Source organism: Formosimonas limnophila, from assembly GCF_014652675.1.
GTDB lineage: Bacteria > Pseudomonadota > Gammaproteobacteria > Burkholderiales > Burkholderiaceae > Hydromonas > Hydromonas limnophila.
In genome coordinates this window covers 119,293-140,038 of the sequence record NZ_BMZG01000003.1, presented here as the reverse complement: position 1 = coordinate 140,038, position 20,746 = coordinate 119,293, and the positions used below count along the sequence as shown (strand labels likewise).

Annotated in this window: 19 protein-coding genes, 3 tRNA genes and 1 pseudogene; 12 read left to right on the top strand and 11 right to left on the bottom strand. The window is 48.0% G+C overall.

Features of this window, described 5'->3' with window-relative positions:
• Nucleotides 1-411: 411 nt before the first annotated feature.
• The 8 genes from tolQ (at nt 412) to rlmH (ending at nt 8,632) form a co-directional block, all read left to right on the top strand.
• Nucleotides 412-1,083: a protein TolQ gene (gene tolQ / locus IE082_RS03565; protein ID WP_189491652.1), complete on the top strand. Its 672-nt coding sequence runs from the start codon at nt 412-414 to the stop codon at nt 1,081-1,083.
• Nucleotides 1,080-1,493 (top strand): ExbD/TolR family protein, encoded by a 414-nt coding sequence (locus IE082_RS03560; protein WP_189491649.1) that lies wholly within the window; start codon nt 1,080-1,082, stop codon nt 1,491-1,493. Before tolQ ends, IE082_RS03560 begins: the two co-directional genes overlap by 4 nt.
• 13 nt (nt 1,494-1,506) lie before the next feature.
• Nucleotides 1,507-2,175, top strand: coding sequence for a hypothetical protein (locus IE082_RS03555; RefSeq protein ID WP_189491647.1), 669 nt, complete (start codon nt 1,507-1,509; stop codon nt 2,173-2,175).
• Between the two features lie 80 nt (nt 2,176-2,255).
• Nucleotides 2,256-3,551 (top strand): Tol-Pal system beta propeller repeat protein TolB, encoded by a 1,296-nt coding sequence (tolB, locus tag IE082_RS03550; RefSeq protein ID WP_189491645.1) that lies wholly within the window; start codon nt 2,256-2,258, stop codon nt 3,549-3,551.
• A 94-nt stretch (nt 3,552-3,645) separates the two neighbouring features.
• Complete coding sequence (pal, locus tag IE082_RS03545; protein WP_189491642.1) at nt 3,646-4,116, top strand: peptidoglycan-associated lipoprotein Pal; 471 nt, start codon at nt 3,646-3,648, stop codon at nt 4,114-4,116.
• 89 nt (nt 4,117-4,205) lie between these two features.
• A complete protein-coding gene (ybgF, locus tag IE082_RS03540; protein WP_189491639.1) occupies nt 4,206-4,898 on the top strand; it encodes a tol-pal system protein YbgF in 693 nt (230 codons plus the stop codon).
• A gap of 78 nt (nt 4,899-4,976) precedes the next feature.
• A complete protein-coding gene (locus IE082_RS03535) occupies nt 4,977-8,153 on the top strand; it encodes a type ISP restriction/modification enzyme (RefSeq protein WP_189491637.1) in 3,177 nt (1,058 codons plus the stop codon).
• Nucleotides 8,154-8,155: 2 nt separating this feature from the next.
• Nucleotides 8,156-8,632 carry a 23S rRNA (pseudouridine(1915)-N(3))-methyltransferase RlmH gene (gene rlmH, locus IE082_RS03530; RefSeq protein WP_189491634.1) on the top strand — a complete coding sequence of 159 codons (477 nt, stop codon included), beginning with the start codon at nt 8,156-8,158 and terminating at the stop codon, nt 8,630-8,632.
• 28 nt (nt 8,633-8,660) lie between these two features.
• Here rlmH and IE082_RS03525 read toward each other — a convergent pair whose 3' ends face one another.
• Entirely contained in the window at nt 8,661-9,413 is a 753-nt protein-coding gene (locus IE082_RS03525) for an NYN domain-containing protein (protein WP_189491632.1), read from the bottom strand.
• Nucleotides 9,414-9,506: 93 nt separating this feature from the next.
• Complete coding sequence (locus tag IE082_RS03520; RefSeq protein WP_189491630.1) at nt 9,507-10,439, bottom strand: DDE-type integrase/transposase/recombinase; 933 nt, start codon at nt 10,437-10,439, stop codon at nt 9,507-9,509.
• A gap of 98 nt (nt 10,440-10,537) precedes the next feature.
• Between IE082_RS03520 and IE082_RS03515 the strand changes: the two genes are divergently transcribed.
• Nucleotides 10,538-11,662 carry an XRE family transcriptional regulator gene (locus tag IE082_RS03515; RefSeq protein WP_189491628.1) on the top strand — a complete coding sequence of 375 codons (1,125 nt, stop codon included), beginning with the start codon at nt 10,538-10,540 and terminating at the stop codon, nt 11,660-11,662.
• Between the two features lie 18 nt (nt 11,663-11,680).
• Nucleotides 11,681-12,166: a hypothetical protein gene (locus tag IE082_RS03510; protein ID WP_189491626.1), complete on the top strand. Its 486-nt coding sequence runs from the start codon at nt 11,681-11,683 to the stop codon at nt 12,164-12,166.
• Here the strand turns inward: IE082_RS03510 and IE082_RS03505 are convergent.
• A complete protein-coding gene (locus IE082_RS03505; protein ID WP_189491624.1) occupies nt 12,163-12,363 on the bottom strand; it encodes a hypothetical protein in 201 nt (66 codons plus the stop codon). The two genes, IE082_RS03510 and IE082_RS03505, sit on opposite strands and share 4 nt — an antisense overlap.
• 89 nt (nt 12,364-12,452) lie before the next feature.
• Between IE082_RS03505 and IE082_RS03500 the strand changes: the two genes are divergently transcribed.
• Nucleotides 12,453-13,067: a Maf family protein gene (locus tag IE082_RS03500; RefSeq protein WP_189491623.1), complete on the top strand. Its 615-nt coding sequence runs from the start codon at nt 12,453-12,455 to the stop codon at nt 13,065-13,067.
• 76 nt (nt 13,068-13,143) lie between these two features.
• Nucleotides 13,144-14,616: an Rne/Rng family ribonuclease gene (locus tag IE082_RS03495; RefSeq protein WP_189491620.1), complete on the top strand. Its 1,473-nt coding sequence runs from the start codon at nt 13,144-13,146 to the stop codon at nt 14,614-14,616.
• Between the two features lie 211 nt (nt 14,617-14,827).
• On the opposite strand, the gene IE082_RS03490 is transcribed toward IE082_RS03495, so the two are convergent.
• The 8 genes and pseudogenes from IE082_RS03490 to recX all read right to left on the bottom strand — a co-directional run bounded on the left by IE082_RS03490 (nt 14,828) and on the right by recX (nt 20,735).
• Nucleotides 14,828-14,903: transfer RNA gene (locus IE082_RS03490), tRNA-His, on the bottom strand.
• Nucleotides 14,904-14,925: 22 nt separating this feature from the next.
• Nucleotides 14,926-15,002 (bottom strand) — tRNA-Arg (locus tag IE082_RS03485).
• A 22-nt stretch (nt 15,003-15,024) separates the two neighbouring features.
• Nucleotides 15,025-15,101, bottom strand: a tRNA-Pro gene (locus tag IE082_RS03480).
• 62 nt (nt 15,102-15,163) lie between these two features.
• Nucleotides 15,164-16,234, bottom strand: a complete 1,071-nt coding sequence (locus tag IE082_RS03475) for a DUF475 domain-containing protein (protein ID WP_229809699.1) — start codon at nt 16,232-16,234, stop codon at nt 15,164-15,166.
• Nucleotides 16,235-16,318: 84 nt separating this feature from the next.
• The gene (sucD, locus tag IE082_RS03470) at nt 16,319-17,203 is read right to left on the bottom strand and encodes a succinate--CoA ligase subunit alpha (protein WP_189491617.1); all 885 of its coding nucleotides are present in this window, start codon (nt 17,201-17,203) and stop codon (nt 16,319-16,321) included.
• 729 nt (nt 17,204-17,932) lie between these two features.
• Nucleotides 17,933-19,093 (bottom strand): annotated as a pseudogene (gene sucC / locus IE082_RS03465) (ADP-forming succinate--CoA ligase subunit beta); the annotation flags it as partial.
• Between the two features lie 272 nt (nt 19,094-19,365).
• On the bottom strand, nt 19,366-19,971 hold the full coding sequence (locus IE082_RS03460) for a DUF2889 domain-containing protein (protein WP_229809698.1): 606 nt from the start codon (nt 19,969-19,971) through the stop codon (nt 19,366-19,368).
• Nucleotides 19,972-20,057: 86 nt separating this feature from the next.
• Nucleotides 20,058-20,735, bottom strand: coding sequence for a recombination regulator RecX (gene recX, locus IE082_RS03455; RefSeq protein WP_189491614.1), 678 nt, complete (start codon nt 20,733-20,735; stop codon nt 20,058-20,060).
• Between the last annotated feature and the right edge of the window lie 11 nt (nt 20,736-20,746).

Below are 20,746 nucleotides of genomic sequence, written 5' to 3'. Positions count from 1 at the left end.
TGAACGTCGCTTCCACGTTTTGTACACGAGATTTTGATCGTTGGATGTGATGGTACGACATTTTCTTTACAAATGTAAATAAGATGAGCAAATGAAAAAGAAACTTTCGATGTTGCGGTGCAAAATACAAAAAACAGACAAAAGACTCGAACCCGTATAAAAAAGCCTTCTACCAAAGAGAATCCCTCACTGCAACGCAAAATCGAGATTTTTAAAAAAGCGGCAAAATGTGGGCGATCAAAATAAAAAAGTCCTGTCTCAAAAAAACACGTAAACCATCACCAACTGTGCGCTTGAGAGAAAAAACATCAATACGCGCAGGTTGCAACAGAAGATAATCCATCAAGCCTCCACGGTTCGTTTGAGAAGCTCGGTTATAATATGGCATCATTCTTTTACAATGTTTGCGACATGAACAACTCACACAACATCCTCAGCCTCATACTCAATGCCAGCCCCGTCGTGCAAATCATTATGGCCATACTCGTTCTGATTTCTGTGATGTCGTGGTACACCATTTTTCACAAAGGCGCCACCGTACGAAAGACACGCGCACAAACCGAGGCATTCGAACGTGAGTTTCTCGCTGCTCAAAACCTCAATCATTTGTTTCAAGGCTCCTTGGCCAATCGCCACCAAGCAGGCAGCTTAGAGCGGATTTTCGTCGCAGGCATGCAAGGCCACGAACAAATGAGTCAGCAGTCAAACAGCCCAGAAGCGACCCTTGAGTTTGCCCAACGCGCGATGAAAGCTGCGTACCAACGCGAATTAGACAGCCTCGAAGCGAAGCTGCCATTCCTCGCCTCAGTCGGTTCGGTCTCACCTTACATCGGCCTGCTCGGTACAGTTTGGGGCATCATGAACGCGTTTATGGGTCTATCCACTGCGGAGCAAAGCACGCTTGCCTCAGTCGCCCCTGGGATTGCCGAGGCACTGATTGCCACGGCACTTGGCTTATTTGCCGCGATTCCTGCCGTGCTCGCGTACAACCGCTATGTCGCCGAAGTGGACAGACTTGCACTGCGCTTTGAAAGTTTCATTGATGATTTTTCAAATACATTGTCTGCGAGCACAAAAGCATGAGTCGTTTGCAACCCTTACGTCGCCGCACACGCCGCACCAAAGCCGAAATGAATGTCGTGCCGTACATTGACGTCATGCTGGTTTTGCTCGTTATTTTCATGGTTGTAGCACCAATGATTCAGACTAAAGTATTGAATCTGCCCAGCGTCGGTTCAGCCAGCGCACCCACTGAACCACCACTCGTGATTCAGATGAATGACAAAGGCGAGTTATCCAGCAGCGGTCAAACCTACGCCAGCACCGACGACATGATTAACGCCGTGCGCGCCACCACAGCGAGTAAACCACAAGCTGTCGTCCTCGCCGCCGACAAAGCCATGGCGTATGGCGACGTCATGGCAGTTATGGACGCGCTAAAGAAATCAGGCATTGAGCGCGTCGGCTTACTGCTCGCACAAGCTACCAAATAGCGGTGATGGATTGATGCAAAAGTTCAACCCACGCTCCGCCGCGCTAACCGCGCTTGTTCACCTGATGCTTTTCGGACTCATTTGGTGGGGCGCGTCATGGGTGCAACCCAAACCCGCCGAGGTCGAACTCTGGGATGCCGCGGGTTTGGCCGCTACCCAGCAAACTCAGACCACAACAGAGACAGCCATGAGCGTCAACGAAACTGAGCGTCTCTCCGTTGACCAAAAAGAAACAAACACACCTGCAGAGATTGAAACCAAGTCCGATCTAAAACCAAAGCCTCAAGAAGTGAAGACAAACCAGCCAGTGAAGCCAAAAGAACCTCAGACAAAACCCGTCACTCCAGCACAAAAACCAACCACCGACAATTCAGCTCGTGCCGATGTGCTAAAAAACTCGAATGGTACAAGTGCAGGCTCATCGAATGCTGGCGTTGGCAACTTTATCGGCCGTTTAGAGTCAGCCATCGCGCGTGCAGGACAAAATCGTGGGCTATCCAGCATCACGGGCACTGCCCGTGTCACCGTTTTACCAAACGGCTCTGTGCGTGTTCAAAGCGTTACCACGAATCCAGCTGATAAAGCCGCCACCGTGCGCCAGGTGCTCACAGCAGCTTCTGCAAGTGGACCACCACCCGCAGTGATTGGTCAAACAATCACCGTTAATATTCGTATCAAGTGATGTGAAGTACCCAATCCCAATATAACTAACTCTGCAAAAATTCTTTCTCGTTTCACGACACACCTCGAAAGGATGTCAACATGTCTCGATACTTTAACTACTCAATTCAGCGTGTCATAGCCGCATTTTCAGCATTGGTCATAAGCCAGACGATTGCGGCACAAGGTTTAGAGGCGAACGTCAGCTTTGACGACGCAGGCCTCCCTGTCGCCACCGCCCATTTCGTCAACGAAACCGCCGCACCCGTGAACATTACCGATATCATTCGCAGCAACCTATCGCGCAGCGGTGGATTGGTGAATTTCCCCGTCGGTGGTGCAACCATCGGCTTAGACGGCGCCAATCCTGCTGAGTGGGGCGCAAAAGGCGCTCATGCGTTGGTGGTCGGCAATGTCACCGCACAGGGCGACAACTACACCATTCGCTTGCGTTTATTCAACGCCTCAACGAAGGCGAATTTAGGTGATTACGCGTTGACCGTGCCCGCGAGTGGATTGCGCAGTGCTGGGCATCGCATGGCTGACTTTGTGTACGAGAAACTCATGGGCATACGCGGTGCGTTTTCGACACGTTTGTCTTACGTCGATAGGGTCAATGGCAAATACCAGTTACTCATCTCTGACTCTGACGGCGCAGGCGCACAAGTAGCACTCAACAGTAACGAGCCAATTATCTCTCCCTCATGGTCTCCCTCAGGCACACAAGTTGCCTATGTGTCGTTTGAGCAAAAAAAACCGGTGGTGTACATCCATGACTTGCCCACGGGACAGCGCACCATGATTGCGAACTATAAAGGCAATAACAGCGCACCGTCGTGGTCTCCCGATGGTCAATATTTGGTTCTCGCCTTGTCACAGGACGGCAATACACAAGTGTTTCAAGTCTCAGCCAAAGGCGGCAGTTTGCAGCGCTTAACCCGCAGCACAGGCTCTGTGATTGACACGGAACCCACTTACTCACCAGATGGTACCACCATCTATTTCACCAGTGACCGCGGCGGCGAACCGCAAATTTATAAAATGCCCGCAGCGGGCGAGTCCGTTGCCGCTTCGACCCGTGTGACATTCAAAGGCAAATTCAACACCAGCCCACGCATTTCGCCAGATGGGACTAAAATGGCCTACATCAGCAATGCTTCGGGTGGTTATCAAACCCACATCATGGACTTGAAATACGGTGATTCGTTTTCGATCTCAAACACCACTCGCGACGAATCACCGAGTTTCGCCGCGAATGGTCAAGTGGTTTTGTACAGCACCCACGTCAATGGCCGTGACATCCTACGCGCCAGCTCGATTGATGGCCGTATGCAACAAGAACTCCCATTGCCCAGCGGGAAAGCGCGCTTTCCCGCATGGGGGCCTTTTATGAAGTAACAGGTTTTTCAGCCCCAAAATTTGCTATGCAGATATGCACCCCCCCCCCCCGCAATATCAACCGTGCGAGCTTCGCACCCAAAGGAGATAGATCATGAAAACCATCGTGAAATACAGCTTACTCATCAGCAGCATCGCTTTATTCTCGGCCTGCTCAACAGTGAAATTAGACGGTAGTGACCAGCAAGTCAAAACCGTTGACGTCACCAACGGCATTGGTGCAGACGGCGTGCCCGCACCTGCCGCCCGCAGCGTTTATTTTGACTTAGACAGTTACATTGTCCGCGCCGATGGCCAACCTGTGGTGAATGCACACGCTGAGTTTCTCAACAAAAACCGTGGTCAACGCATTTTGATTCAAGGCAATACGGATGAACGCGGCACCGCCGAGTACAACTTAGCCCTCGGTCAACGCCGCTCCGAAGCAGTCCGCCAAGCCTTGGCACTGCGTGGGGTACAAACCAATCAAATGGAAGCCGTCAGCCTTGGTAAAGAAAAGCCCAAAGCGACAGGCAGCAACGAAGCCGCATGGGCCGAAAATCGCCGCGCAGACATTGTGTATTAAACCCTCTGCTCTCTCCCTTCGTGGGAGAGAGCGTCACTTCCGCCATCTACTTGCTCCGTTTTTCTCGTCAATTTTTTCACGAGGCCACCATGTCCTATTTCAAACGCTCACTTTCTATTCTCACGCTCAGTGGGATTTTTATCTTCGCCAACCCAGCCCACGCGGGTCTGTTTGACGACAACGAAGCCCGAAAAGCCATATTGGACATCCGCACCCAGTTAGATGCCACGGTCAAAACGGTGGAGCAGCAACAAAACCGCATCGCTGAGCTCGATCAAGAAATCAGCAAACTGCGCGGCCAAAATGAGCAACTACAAAACGCCGTCACAGCACTGACAACACAACAAGAATCAGGATTTGAAAGTTTAAACACCCGACTGATTAAACTCGAACCAATGAATGCCGAACAACGAGCCCAGTTTGAATTTGATGAAGCCTTGACCATCATCCAAAACAACGATTACTCGGGTGCTTACAAAGCGTTTGACCGACACGCCAAAAAATACCCACAGAGCGAACAACTGCCACTCGTCGAGTTTTGGCGTGCCACAGCGGCCTATGGCACGCGTAACTACGCCGCTGCGATTGCGGGTTTTAATCGTTTTCTCAAACAGAATCCCAACCACGAAAAAACCGCTGACGCGCTACTCACACTGGGCAGCGCACAAATAGAAACGGGCAAAAAAGCCGAAGGCCAAGCCACATTACAGCAGCTAATCAACCAATTTCCCACCAGTGAGGCAGCAAAAACTGCGGCTAAAGTCCTGTCGGGTAATCAATAATACGTTCGCTGACCCGTAATTTTTACTGGTGGCAGCATCACACTAAAAAACCAAGCGAACACCTCAACAACCGACAACATGAACACCGCACAATACATCACCCAACTCAATCAACGCTACCAACTCGGCAACGCCACGGAACACACATTCCGTGGCGATTTGCAAAGCCTAATCGAGTCTCTATTACCAGACATTCAAGCCACTAACGAACCAAAGCGTCAAAAATGTGGCGCACCTGACTACATCCTGACCCGTGGCGACATCCCTGTCGGATTTATCGAAGCCAAAGACATTGACGATAAAGACCTCATGGGTGAAAAAAAGACGGGTAATAAAGAGCAATTTGACCGCTACAAAGCCTCGCTTCCCAATCTGATATTCACCGACTACTTGCGCTTTATCCTATTTCGTCATGGCGAGTTCGTCACCGAAATCAGCATCGCTGAACTAAAAAGTGGGCAAATAACCGCCATACCCCAAAACATCCCCGCATTTGAGAACCTACTTCGCGAGTTTGCCACCTCTGTATCACAAACCATCACCAATCCAAAAAAATTAGCGCAAATGATGGCAGGCAAAGCTCGCCTACTGTCCGACGTGATAGAAAAAGCCCTCAATTCTGACGAAGAACAACACGACAACAACAGCACCCTAAAAGCCCAACTCGACGCATTCAAGTCCATCCTCATACATGACATCACCGCAAAAGGCTTTGCCGACGTCTATGCGCAAACCATCTGCTACGGCATGTTTGCAGCGCGACTGCACGATCCCACTCTACCCACGTTTTCGCGTCATGAGGCAGCCGAGCTGATCCCAAAGTCCAATCCTTTTTTACGTAAACTATTCGCCTACATCGCAGGTCCAGACTTAGACGATCGCATCCGTTGGATTGTGGACTCGCTGATTGAGATATTCTTGGCTTGTAACGTTGCCGAGATTCTCAAAGACTTTGGCAAAGGCACAGGGCAAGAAGACCCCATCATTCATTTTTACGAAACCTTTCTCGCCGAATACGACCCCGCGCTACGCAAAGCGCGCGGCGTGTGGTACACCCCCACCCCCGTGGTGAACTTCATCGTCCGTGCCGTCGATGACATCCTCAAAGCCGAATTCAACCTGCCCAAAGGCCTGTCCGACCACAGCAAAACCCAAATCACCCTCGCCGACGTCACACGTGACAAAAAGGGCAAGGCCGTCGATCAAACCATCGACGTTCACAAAGTGCAGATCATCGACCCCGCCACAGGGACAGGGACATTCTTGGCCGAAGTCATCAAACACATTCACCGCCCGTATCAAGGTCAGGACGGCATGTGGAGTCAATACGTCGCCGAGCACCTCATCCCCCGACTGAACGGCTTCGAGCTGCTCATGGCCAGCTACGCCATGGCGCACCTCAAACTCGACCTACTGCTCAGCGAAACAGGCTACGTCAAACCCAGCAACGCACCAGATCAGCGTCTGCGCGTCTTCCTCACCAACAGTCTGGAGGAACACCACCCAGACACTGGCACCTTATTTGCCAACTGGCTCAGCTCCGAAGCCAACGAAGCGAACCACATCAAGCGCGACGCCCCCGTCATGGTGGTCATGGGCAATCCGCCTTATGCCGTATCCTCAACCAATAAAAGCGACTGGATCCAAGAACTCCTCGCTGATTACAAACGCGACCTGAATGAGCGCAACATTCAACCGCTGTCGGATGATTACATCAAATTCATCCGCTATGGACAGCACTTCATCGACAAAAACGGCGAAGGCGTGCTGGCGTACATCAGTAACAACAGCTTTATCGACGGCATCATTCACCGCCAAATGCGCAAAAGCCTTCTCGAAAGTTTTGACGCCATTTATATTTTAGACCTGCACGGCAACGCCAAAAAGAAAGAAACCGCCCCCGATGGCAGCGCAGACCAGAACGTCTTTGACATCATGCAAGGCGTATCCATAAACATATTCATCAAAACAGGGAAAAAAGCCAAAGGCGCACTGGCAAGCGTCTATCACCATGAGCTGCACGGCAAACGAGAGGTCAAATACCGCACACTGACTGACAACAACATCAAAAGCCTGCCATGGAAAAGCCTCACGGTTAAAGCGCCTGAGTATTTTTTCATCAACAAGGATTTCACCGTAGAAGCCACCTACAAAAAAGGCTTTGCGGTCAATGAGATGTTTACCCTCAACTCCAGCGGCATCAAAACTCATCGCGACCATTTCGTCATCGACATTGATCGCACGACTTTGGGAAAACGCATACAAAAATTCTATGACTCAGCCTTTGATGATGCACAAATCGCTTCTGAGTTTAAACTCAAAGACACTGGAGCTTGGGCTATCAAGCAAGCGAGACAGGGTGAGTTTAACGCACAAAAAATCTGCCAAATAGCATACCGCCCCTTCGATAATTTACCTATTTATTTTGATTCAAAATTGATTGATAGAAGTCGTGAAAAAATCATGCACCACATGATTGGAAGAGAGAACTTAAGTTTATTAATTTGCCGTCAACAAAGCACGTTTGATTTTCAACATATTTTTATTTCAAACTTAATTTCCGAATGCTGTTCAGTTTCACTACAGACAAAGGAGACGAGCTATCATATGCCGATCTACCTTTACTCTGAAGCTACAAAACAAGGCGAACTAAATTCGGATGCAGCACGCATACCCAACTTGAACAGCGAGTTGATTCAAAATTTCGCTCAATACATCAATTTAACATTCACCCCCGAAAAAACCGACGATGCGGGCAGCTTCGCACCAATTGAGCTACTCGATTACATCTACGGTGTGCTGCACAGCCCAACCTACCGCGAAACCTACAAAGAGTTCCTCAAAATCGACTTCCCGCGTGTACCGTACCCGAAAAACCCGCAAACATTCCGCCAGTGGGCAGCATTGGGCGCACAGCTTCGTGCCTTACACTTGCTCGAAGACACGTCATTAGACACCCCAATCACCACCTACCCCGTCACGGGCGACCATGTGGTGGACAAACCGATTTTTGTCGCCGATACCGACAATCCTGCTGTGGGGAAAGTATTGATCAATGCTACACAGTATTTCGGCCAAGTGCCTCGTGCTGCGTGGGAGTTTTATATCGGCGGTTATCAACCCGCGCAAAAATGGCTCAAAGACCGCAAGGGGCGCAGCTTGAGCTTCGATGACATCATGCACTACCAAAAAATCATCCAAGCCCAAATGAAAACCCATGCACTCATGGCAACCGCCGCTGACTGGACGTGGTGATTATGAGCCTCACCCTAACCATCATCAGCGTCTCGCACAAACAACCCAAATGGGTGATTGAGGCATACAACGAATACGCCAAACGCCTACCCGCACGCGAAATCAAACTCGAATGCAAAGAGTTAAAACCCGAACCGCGCGAAGGCAGAACGATCGAGCACGCCATGACACTGGAAGCGGCGAAAATCCAAGCAGCCATCCCCAAAGGCGCGTACATCGTCGCCCTCGACGAGCGTGGCGAAGACATCTCAAGTGTCAAACTCGCGGCACATCTAACACGCTGGCAAAACGAGCAAAGTCAGGTCGTTCTCATCATCGGCGGTGCCGATGGTCTCACACCCGAATTAAAAAGCACCGCACACGCGCTCATGCGCCTCTCAAGTTTAACCATGCCACACGGAATGGTGCGTGTTTTGCTCGCTGAGCAAATCTACCGTGCATACAGTATTAACAATAATCACCCTTATCACCGTGCCTAAATGCGGTAGTGTCTCAGTTTGAAATTGTTTACTTAATGGACACGTTCATCAATTGTGCCAAATCTGCAAAATTTAGCTCATATGACCAATCTACATTCATATTCAGTCTTGCTGCACCACCTGGCAATAATTGTCCATTTTTTTTCTTAAACGAAACATTGACAACGGTTTTTCCTCTATCTCTAAGCGCTTGAGCAATTGGCACATAGTCTTGGTCTCCTGATACTATTATTGCAATATCATAATTTTTTTCCATTATTAGAGCATCTACAGCAAGACTAACATCAACAGTCTTTTCCTCTCCGAGTTCTTCTGTAAATAGATTATATTTAATCGCTCCAGAGCGTTTAAATTGAATAGCTTTGTGCTTCATCGCAATCCCATTTTGTATTGACTGCCATCCACTAAACCTTGAGCTGAAATTCTTTTTCTTTCTTATAAGACCATCTTTGATTGTAGTAGCCTCAGCATCTTTGTCGGAAGCGGAAATTATTTTTTGTTTGCATTCTTTGTCTCTATTAAGAGTATTTTGTAAGTCCTGCCCATTAAGTTTTTCAAAACGGTATGGAATAAAATCAACTGACTCAATCACATACCAATATGTTCTTAATCTTTCACTTGTATTATTGGAGGCTTCATTTACAATATGGTCAAAAAATTGAGACCAGTTTGCATTTTTTGGTAGATAGTCCGCCTGTAAAAAATCAGTTGTATCACATAGGCACCCTACCAATGAATATCTAAGGTTCTCACCATCAACGAACACGCAAGCTTTTTTCATACCCACCCTTATTTACAAATAGAAACAGGGCAAACTCGTGTTTGCCCTGTTTCGCATTCTTGAGGTTCGGCGCACCGAACACACTAATCATAATCACTCGAAGTGTTTCTTCTTGTGTGAAGTAATTGTAGCACCTTCACTAATAATTTCAACTCTTTTTTCTGTTTTTTTGTACGAACCACGCTTTTTAGCCACAGGTTCAGGGACTAAACGCACGATTTCCTCAATACTCCAAACGTGGTCACTGATACCAGCCTCCATAGCAGGCGTTACCCGCAGTGTTTTGTGGATTTTAGCGAAGTTGTAATACATGAAGTGCAGGCTAACTGCGTTCATGTGATTGTCAACTTTTTTGCTAAAACCATTGGTTAAGCGAGTAAAGCGGCGCATGTGCATACGCATGGTTAAGTTTTGGCGTTCAACAAAAGAAGTGCTTACGTGTTCTTTTTCAGGATTGCCCGATACCACGCCTTGAACCGCGCCTTTAAATTTTGAAAGACTATACTTGCGTTGATCTTCTTTTGGGTTGTTGCCGTACAGCTTTACAAGCATTGCGTAGTCAATATCGCCGTGAAATGCCTCTTCTACGGCTTCTAAATAGGCTTTGTGTCCGTCTGTAGTCAATTGCACACGGTTAGTCATGCGACCAGCTAAATCACTGATAAAAGCATGTGCGCTTTCTGCGCCACGAGTACCAACAAACCAGCTTGGAATGAGTTTAGTATCTGCATCAATCGCTGTCCATGTGTACACGTCACCATAGCCAAATACGTCTTTTAATTCATCAGGAATGTTGCGCTCTTTGGCATAAACGAAACTCCAAATTTCATCACACTGTACGCGCTTGCAATTTAAATTGCGCATGGCTTTGCCTTGATAGTCTGCGCACGCTTGGCCAACCTCAACGAGTAGCTTTGTCACAGTATTGATTGAACACCCTACGATGCGCTCTACAGAACGCATTGAGTTACCTTCAACCAAAAGCTGGATAATTTGTACACGTTTTTCGATTGGCATTATATTCATAATATACTTTCATTACATAAATTCATAATGAATTATAATTGATTTGCAAGTATAAATCAATAGTTTGCTAAATTGCGCAAGTATGCTATAATGGCTTTATGAAAACCGAAAGTATATATAAAACCCCTGGGCAACTGGTTGCTGCATTGGTGTCCGATAACGGATGGACGAATAGGTTAGTCGCGTCCGTGCTAAATAAAGACGAAACTTTTATCAGCAAGCTAATTGCTGATAAGGTTCATATAACTGCTGAACTAGCTATTCAGCTTGAAGAGGTTTTTTTAGTTAAAGCAGAGGTATTTTTAGACTTACAAAAAAATTTTGATTTAGCAAAGGCAAGATATACAAGTACACCAAACCCTAAACGTGCAAGTCGCGCTAAACTGCTTTCTGATTTACCTATAACTGAAATGATAAATCGTGGCTGGTTATCAGTTAAAAACACAAAAGATATTGAAGAAATAGAAAGCTCAATTTCTGATTTCTTTGGTAGTAAAGATTCTGATTGGTCGGAGATTTTCCCTCATGCCGCAAAGAAAACAAACGCCGATGATGATGTAACTCCTATCCAACTGGCTTGGTTATATAAGGTGAAAAAAATTGCTGAGAACATGGTTGTTAAGCCATACTCTCAAGCTAAAGCCACATCTTTGCTCAAACAGCTAAAACCATTATTGATTGCGCCAGAGGAAGCGAGAAAAGTTCCGAAATTATTTACAGAGGCTGGTATTAGACTGGTTTTTGTCGAAGCATTAAAATCATCAAAGATTGATGGGGTTTGTTTTTGGCTTTCAGAATCTAAGCCAGTAATTGGTATTTCACTTCGCTTTGATAGGATGGATAATTTTTGGTTTGTATTGAGGCATGAATTAGAGCATCTAATAAAAGAACACAGTAAATCAACAGCTCATATAGATAATGACATATCGGGTGATACAGAAACTATTCAACAACAAGAGGTTGAAGCTAATGAAGCCGCATCTGAGTTTTGCGTTCCACAAGACAAGCTCAAAAGTTTTATTGCAAGAAAAAGCCCTCTTTTCCCTACAAGAGACTTTCTCGGATTTTGTAAAATCCATGGCGTACACCCATGTTTAGTTGCTGGTCAAATAAGGTTTAAAACTAAGAGATTTGAATTATTTAATTCATACAATGAAAAAATTAGACAGCACGTTTTGCCAAGTGCTATTTATGATGGCTGGGGCGATGTGTCTCCATTTTAATAGGGAAAGGTAGAAGAAATGGTAACAAAGAATGAACAATTACAGCAGATGATGCAGCTTTATCGCGCTGAGACTGGCAACAAAACACTTGATATGGAGTTAGTAGCTGAATGGGCGATGAAAAAGGGAGTTGTTGCTCCACAGCCAAAGACTGCAAAAGAACTACTTGCAGCTCAGTTCTCACAGGCAGCACGTGAAGAACACAGGCAAGACCCAAAAACAGGCTGGTCTTACAGAGCAAATCATGCTTTGAGAGTATCTAATAATGGCAAGCAATTGACACTATGGGTTGACATAGATGATGCAACTCGACCACAAATGCTTGCCTCGCTAACAAGCCGAAGACAGCAAATGGTTGGCGATGGCACTCAGTTGAAAATCGATGAAACGGTTTGGAATAATAGACACAATGAAGAAGAGCCAATAAACTTAGTGCTTGACTTCACTGATGACGTAGAGGAGCGGCTTAATTCGCCCGATTATGATTCAGGTGAAGCATCTTAATCAGTTTTCTTCCAACGAGATAAAGCGGCTAAACGCGCAATATCTGCCTTTTCTTCTTTTGTAAGAGAGTTAGCCCTAGCCTGTCCGCCACTTTGACCACGAGGTGTTTTAAGTGGCGGATTTTTTATTTCCTCGTCACCCGTAGCCTGTTCAACGATAGACTTAGCGAGTTGGTTTAGATCAAGTTTCTTTTTCATTCGCTAAGTCTATCACAAACAGTATCGGGTTAAAATACCGCTAAATTTCAAACTGAGACACTACCCTAAATGCCGTTTATTTGACCATCATGCCCTCTTCATTCCCTGCCATTTACCTCGCCTCCACCAGTCCACGCCGTGCGCAGTTATTAGAGCAAATTGGCGTGCCATTCGAGATCATTCGTCCAGATGATTCTGAGGCGGCGGAGTTGCTTGAGGCAGAGCTACCGAATGAGCCTGCACTCGACTATGTGCGCCGCGTCTGCCGTGCAAAGGCATTTGCCTCGTTCGCACAAATCAGCGCGCACCAGCTACCGACTAGACCGATTTTATGTGCAGACACCACAGTGGCGCTGAATGACAGGATTTTTGGCAAACCAGCCAATGCCACCGACGTGCACACCATGCTCAACCAACTGTCGGGCAAAACCCATCAAACCCACACAGCGATTGCCGTCGTGCACGATGGTCAGCTCATCGAGCGTGTGGTCACCAGTGATGTGACGTTCCGTCTGCTCACGACTGAAGATATTGATGTGTACATCGCGAGTGGCGAGCCGTTTGGCAAGGCAGGTGCTTATGCGATTCAGGGTTTATCGGCTTGCTTTATCAGCCATCTGTCAGGTAGTTTTTCTGCGGTGATGGGTTTGCCACTGTTCGAAGTGGCGGATATTTTGCAAAACCTGCACGCACCCACCCCTTAAATCGCTAAACTCATTAAAATGCCTCACATGGCGATTCATAACTATATAGACTCATCGCTCAAAATAAACGGCCATCATGAAACAAGACATTCTCATCAACCACTCCGCTTTTGAAACCCGCGTCGCCATCCTTGAGGACTCACGTGTTCAAGAAATCTACATCGAACGCAGCGCGAACTTAGGCATTGTCGGCAATATTTATCTGGGCAAAGTCGTGCGCGTTTTACCAGGGATGCAGTCTGCGTTCATCGAAATCGGTTTAGAGCGCACGGCATTTTTACACGTGGCCGACATGGTCATCGCTGCGCACAGCCCATCAGCGTCACAAAACACGAGCAGCTTGCCGCCGATTGAAACCATTTTATTTGATGGACAAACCGTCCTCGTGCAAGTCATCAAAGACCCGATTGGCACCAAAGGAGCGCGGCTATCAACGAAAATCAGCATTGCTGGTAGATTGCTGGTGTACTTGCCCAAAGAATCAGGCATCGGTGTCACCCAAAAAGTAGAAGATGAAGCGGAGCGTAACCAACTCAAACAGCAACTGACAGAGCTACTCGGCGAGAAGCCCAACGGTGGTTACATCATCCGCACCGCAGCATGTGGTTTGCCCATGCACGAGTGGCAAAATGACATCGACTACCTCACGCGAACATGGCAAAGCATCTCTGATAGTACGAAGCGATTCCCTGCACCACAGCTGGTTCATCGCGATTTAACGCTTGCCCAACGCGTGTTGCGTGATATGGTCACCACAGATACGGCCAGCATCATCACAGATGACGCGCAAAACCTTGCCGACTTGCAATCATTCGCACTCACCTACACGCCATCGGTACACGACAAAATCAAACTCGCACCGATTGAGCGACCATTGTTTGATGCGTACAAAGTAGAAGACGATATCAACACCGCACTCGGTCATCGCGTCGATTTAAAATCAGGTGGCTATCTCATCATCGAGCCAACCGAAGCCATGACGACCATTGACGTTAACACAGGTTCGTACGTCTCTGGGCGCAACTTCGCTGACACCATCTTGAAAACCAATCTCGAGGCAGCGCGTGAAATCGTGCATCAGCTTCGCCTGCGCAATTTGGGTGGCATCATCATCCTCGACTTCATCGATATGCATGATCCAGCACATGCCGAACATGTCATGAATGTGCTGCAAACTGAGTTTTCACATGACCGAACCCGTGTCGCGGTTCACCCATTCTCACCACTTGGACTCATCGAAATCACCCGAAAGCGTACCCGCGAGTCTCTCGCTCAATTATTGTGCGAGCCATGCCCGACATGCGAAGGCCGAGGCATCGTCAAGACCACGCGCACCACCTGTTACGAAATTTTGCGCGAGATTCGCCGCGAAGCTTGTCAGTTCTCCGCCACAGCGTTTCGCGTCGTTGCGCACCCTGATGTGATTGATATGCTGCTCGATGAAATCGCTCCTCACCTTGCCGCTTTATCCAACCAAATTGGTAAAACCATCTCACTGCAAGCGCAAGGCATGTTTTCTCAAGAGCAGTACGATGTGATTCTCATGTAAGAGTCCAAACGAAGCGCGCCATCAAAAAAGGCAGCCATTGTGTACAAAAAGCGGATACATTTTTTCAGCCTAGCAATATACCCGCAAATGTACCCGCTTTTTTAATTGATACCGACGTTGCCCCGCGTTACCCATAGACGACAAAAAAGCCGCTAAACTAAATGTTTAAGCGGCTTCGCTTGCTAACCATAGGTACTACTGGTAGTTTAAGTGGGGTGGCTGACGGGGCTCGAACCCGCGACAACAGGAATCACAATCCTGGACTCTACCAACTGAGCTACAGCCACCAGTGAAATAGTGTGGCCATGATGGCCTGCCCGACAGGAATCGAACCTGTGACCCACAGCTTAGAAGGCTGTTGCTCTATCCAACTGAGCTACGGGCAGATTGCTGAAAGGCATAAAAATATGGTCGGAGTACAAGGATTCGAACCTTGGACCCCCTGGTCCCAAACCAGGTGCGCTACCGGGCTGCGCTACACTCCGAAGAAAGGCGATTATAGAGGGGTTTGAGAAAAATGGCAAGCCCCTTTACAATTTTTTGTGCTTTATTTTAGTTGCTCATCACGTTTTTTGTCAGCCATGAGCCGATTACGGGCACGAACAGATGACAAGAGTGACCATCCAATCAAGACCAGCCCTATCAAGCCTGTGATGACCTCAGGAATCTCATAAAGCGCACTGGTGTACATAAGTACCGCGAGCGCGAGAATCGCCCAGTGTGCACCGTGCTCGAGAAAAATATATTCGCTGAGGGTGTCACGCTTGACAAAGAAAACCGTCATTGAACGTACCCACTGTGCGCCCACACCCAAGCCGAGCATGATGATGAAGATGTTGCTGCTGATGGCGAATGCACCAATCACACCATCAAAACTAAACGATGCATCACGTACCTCAAGGAACAAAAATGTGCTGATTGAAGCAGCCAAGCCCTTTTTGACCATTTCACCAGCCTCAGAGACTTCTTCACTACCCAATACATCACCCAAGCCACCAACGAAGATATAGACAGTGACGCCGAGCACACCTGCGAGAAGCGCGGCGTATTGTTTTTCTGCAGGCAAGTTAAATACGACAATGAGTGCGAGCAACAATGATACGCCTGCGGCCACCATCGACAAACGTCCCAACTGACCCAAACGACGCTCAAAACCACCGAGCCAGTGCACATCGCGCTCATGGTCAAACAACCAAGTGAGCGCAACCATCATGAGAAACCCACCACCAAAGAGCATGACCTCGGCGTGGTGATGGTGAAGTTGCTCGCTGTATTTTGCTGGTTCATTAACCGCCATGTTGTAAACTTCGCCAAAACCCATGCCTGTAGTTAGCGATACAATCAGCAGCGGCAGTAACAAACGCATACCGATGACACCAATCAAAAACCCGATGGTTAAAAATGCTGTGCGAAACGCCGCACTTTGCTTTTTAAGGACGATGGCATTGACCACGGCATTGTCAAATGAAATCGAAATTTCAAACAACGACAAAATCAGGGCGGCAAACAAACCCGCCCAACCACCAACATAGTAAGCCACTGCAAGGGCAACCACCGTAATTAACCACGCGCCCCAAAACTCTTTGAGCATCACTTGTGCTGCATTTTTGATATTCATTTTAGTTCCCTTTGTTCACCAAAGCAGCCAAACTTAAACAAAAGAGCGCTTGATGCGCCCTTTTGTCAGCTGTTAACCTTTAGATTAAGAAATCGCTGCTTTGAGCAAACGACCCATTTCAGAAGGGTTTTTCGTGACCGTGATGCCACATGCGGCCATGATGTCGAGTTTTTCCTGCGCTGTGCCTTTACCACCAGAAACGATAGCACCCGCGTGCCCCATGCGCTTACCTTCTGGTGCAGTCACACCCGCGATAAAGCCGACCACTGGTTTTTTCATGTTGTCTTTAATCCACAGCGCAGCGGCTTCTTCGTCACCGCCGCCGATTTCACCAATCATGACAACCGCATCGGTGTCTGGGTCATCGTTGAACATGCGCATGATGTCGATGTGTTTCAAACCGTTGACAGGATCACCACCGATACCAACAGCTGATGATTGACCCAAACCGAGCTCAGTCAATTGAGCCACGGCTTCGTAAGTCAGCGTACCTGAGCGTGAAACCACGCCAATACGACCTTTGCGGTGAATATGACCAGGCATGATGCCGATTTTCAACTCATCAGGTGTAATCACACCAGGGCAATTCGGTCCGAGCAATAATGTTTTGCGATTTTCACGACGCATGCGCTCACGCACTTCCATCATATCGCGCACAGGAATGCCTTCTGTGATGCAAATAACCAAATCAAGGTTGGCTTCTACAGCCTCCCAAATCGCGGCAGCTGCGCCTGCTGGCGGAACGTAGATAACAGAAGCAGTTGCACCTGTTTGAGCGGCAGCTTCGGATACCGTGCCGTAGATTGGCACGCCTTCAAAATCCTCACCCGCTTTTTTGGGGTTTACACCCGCAACGAAAGCGTTTTTACCATTCGCATATTCACGGCACATACGTGTGTGAAATTGACCTGTTTTGCCTGTGATGCCTTGGGTGATGACGCGTGTGTCTTTGTTAATCAAAATACTCATGATAATCTATCCTTATGTTCGTTCATTCGTGTGTAGTCATTTGGCTGCGAGGTAAACGGCAAAAGCCAATACCAGCAAAATCAACCACCAAAAACGCTTGAGGAATCCAGCCACGCCGCCAGCTGCTTTCTCAGCCGTTGCACCAGCCAAGCCAACCGCCGAAGCACCCACAGCAACAGCTCCTTTGCCTGCCGCTGCAACACCATCACCGATATTGTCCAACGTTTCAGAAGCCGTTTCGACCACAGCACCAGCCACATCAGCAACTGTACTGGCAGCACCTGAAACCACGTCACCAACACCACCAATGACTTTTTCTGCGCCATCAACGACTGTGTCATAGGCCGAACTCGCGGCAGTACCATCAACAATTTTTTCTGCGCCAGTGACTACTGCATCATAAGCTTTTGCTCCCACATCACCGACAACATCGGCAGCATCGACGACAACATCAATGACCGCACCAGCAGCATCGGCCGCTACCTCGCCAACCGCATTAACCCCTGCGCTGACACCAGACACCACTGCACTCACACCATCAGCAGCGATGCCCGCAGTCAAGCCCAGCATGGTCGATGACTTGTCTGTCACGGCTTGCGTCACGTTAGACAAACCTTCTACCGCAGCGACAGCCGCCGCGCCGACACCGATGGCAACAGCATTAAAACCGTCTGCTTGTTCAGCCAAACGCGCACTTGAAGCGTCTGCTTTCAGGTGATCAGGCACTGTACCGCCTGTTGCTGTCACCACTTTTTCAGCGGCTTCTGCCATTGAATCAGCAGAGATAATAGGCAAACCTGACTCAGCAAGCATTTTTTTGCCTAAGTCTTCATTCGTGCCCTTCATACGGACAACGAGTGGAACTTGCAATTGAACTTGTTTCGCAGCGGCAATCACACCTTCTGCAATCACGTCACAGCGCATGATGCCACCAAAAATATTGACCAAAATCGCTTTGAGATCTGGATTTTTAAGCATAATTTTGAATGCTTCGGTAACCTTCTCAGCCGTCGCACCACCGCCCACATCGAGGAAGTTGGCTGGCTCGCCGCCGTACAATTTAATTGTGTCCATGGTGGCCATCGCCAAACCCGCGCCATTGACCAAACAACCGATGTTGCCGTCTAACGAAATGTAAGCGAGGTCAAATTTTGACGCTTCGATTTCTGCTGGATCTTCTTCATCCAAATCGCGCATTTCGACGATTTCTGGGTGACGGAACAACGCATTTGAATCAAAATTCATTTTTGCATCCAACGCGACCACGCGGCCATCACCAGTGGTAATGAGCGGGTTGATTTCAGCCAAATCCGCATCGGTTTCGATAAAGGCTTTAAACAAGCCCTGCAACGCCACACGCGCACCTTCCACAGATGCTTCAGGAATACCCATTTTGCGTGACAAATCATCGGCAACAACGTCAGACAAACCTTCAGCAGGTGCGACAAATGCTTTGTGAATCAACTCTGGCGTATGTTCTGCCACATGCTCAATGTCCATCCCACCTTCAGATGAGGCCATGATGCAAATTTTTTGTGTACCACGGTCAACAACCATACCGAGGTAGTATTCTTTTTGGATGTCCGCGCCCTCTTCGATGAGCAAACGGCGAACTTTTTGACCCGCTGAGCCTGTTTGGTGCGTTATGAGCTGCATACCGAGGATTTCGGTGGCATATTTTTTCAACTCGTCCATTGATTTGGCGACTTTCACGCCACCACCTTTACCACGACCGCCCGCATGAATTTGTGCCTTAACCACCCAAACTGAGCCACCCAAGGCTTCCGCTGCTTTGATTGATTCATCAACTGAAAAAGCAGGAATCGCGCGTGGTACTGGCACGCCATATTTTTTCAAGATTTCTTTACCTTGGTACTCATGAATTTTCATGGAAAACACCTTTGTGAAAAGTTAGATTTAAAGACACGACAAAACATCCACGTATCGCTCAAGACGCAACATTTTACAACATGCGTACATAATTGATATGGTTTTTATCAAGTTTTGTGCGATGCGGTACAAAAAGAGTGATTTACCATTAAACCACAGCATTGCTGACAAAAGTCTGAATGACCTCCAGCTCAAGCAAAACCAAAACAAGTACAACGCCTAAATGACACTCAAACTCACCAAGCCAGGAAAGCTTTGTGGTGAATAGTGCTTTATTTGTTTGGCAAATCCCCCGTATACCACTTTGGATAGTAGAGCGCTACAGCTTGGGCATCAGTGGCCAATGCATGACATTTGTCTAATTGAAAAGGCTTAATGCCAAACTCTTCGCCCGAAGCCTCGACACTTTTTCGTGCCCGTACCGCCAGCTCTACACCAATACCTTGAATAGCAACCGTCGGTACTGTGTTGGCAAGCTCAGTAATGTGGGTGCAACCCGCTGTATCGGCAAAACGCTCTTTTAAACCAGCGCGAAAACCTTTGAGCACGTTGAGCCCAACCATTTTTTCATATGCAGGATTGATGGCTTGACACAGCTCATTGTAAGGCGCAGCGATGGTTTTAGACTCAACCGCCACGATAGTGAGTGTGTTGTCCAATGTCAACCGCAGCACCATATGGTGAAGGGCTTCGCCAACTGTACGCGGCTGATTAGCGACCGTGATGTCATGAGTTTTGTGGTCTTGCATTTGCGCGTCGATGTCCCATAGGCCATCTTCGCGCTCGTAAACCTCATAGGTAAACGTTCGGCGGTGCATGAGTTGGCGAGACGTTGGTTCGCTTAAGCCGTTAATTTGGGTATTTAGATTGAGCGTCATGGGTGTTATTTCCGTCGCAGATGATGCGTTTGGTTGGCCGCCGTTGATTCTTGTCAACAAGATTATCGAACGGTCATTTTATTTTCTCATTGTGTGCCTGAAAACATTTCTTCGTCAAGTCCATCGTCGATTCCTGACATGGCCTTTTTAATGACATCAAACGAGAAGCCTCGGCTGGCCATGAAGCGAACTTGTTTGGCGCGCTCCTTCATATCAGCAGGTGGTTGGCCAAATTTTCGTTGCCAGACCTCTCTGGCGCGACTCACTTCTGTTTGCGCAAGCGAGTCGAGCTGCTCTGCGACAATTTCTGCGGGCAAATGGTGCTGGTTTAACTCGTGTTTGACACGCGACAGACCAAACTTTGCGCCTTTGACTTTGACGGTTTGTTGCACAAATCGCTCATCTGACTGCCAACGATTTTTTGCCATAAAATCCAGTGCGTCATCAATCATCTCTGTTGTGACAGGCGTATCTCTAAGCGATACAATCAAACGTGCCCTTAACTCTGAGCGAGAATACTCTCGGCGCGAGAGAAAATACACTGCGCGAGCGCGCGTGCGCTGACGCAACTCATCGGGCGTTAGGTTGACCCACTTGGCTGTTTTGCTGATTGATTGATTGGCGTATTGGCGCGAGGTGCGAACGGTTTCATATCCAGCGGCAGCGTTGTTGTCTGTCGGCGACGCTGTACTTGATTCAAAAGGCTCTGAATCAAATTCAAATTGCTCAAACTCATCATCGTCATCAAACGCTTTTCGCGACATCGCCTCACCCC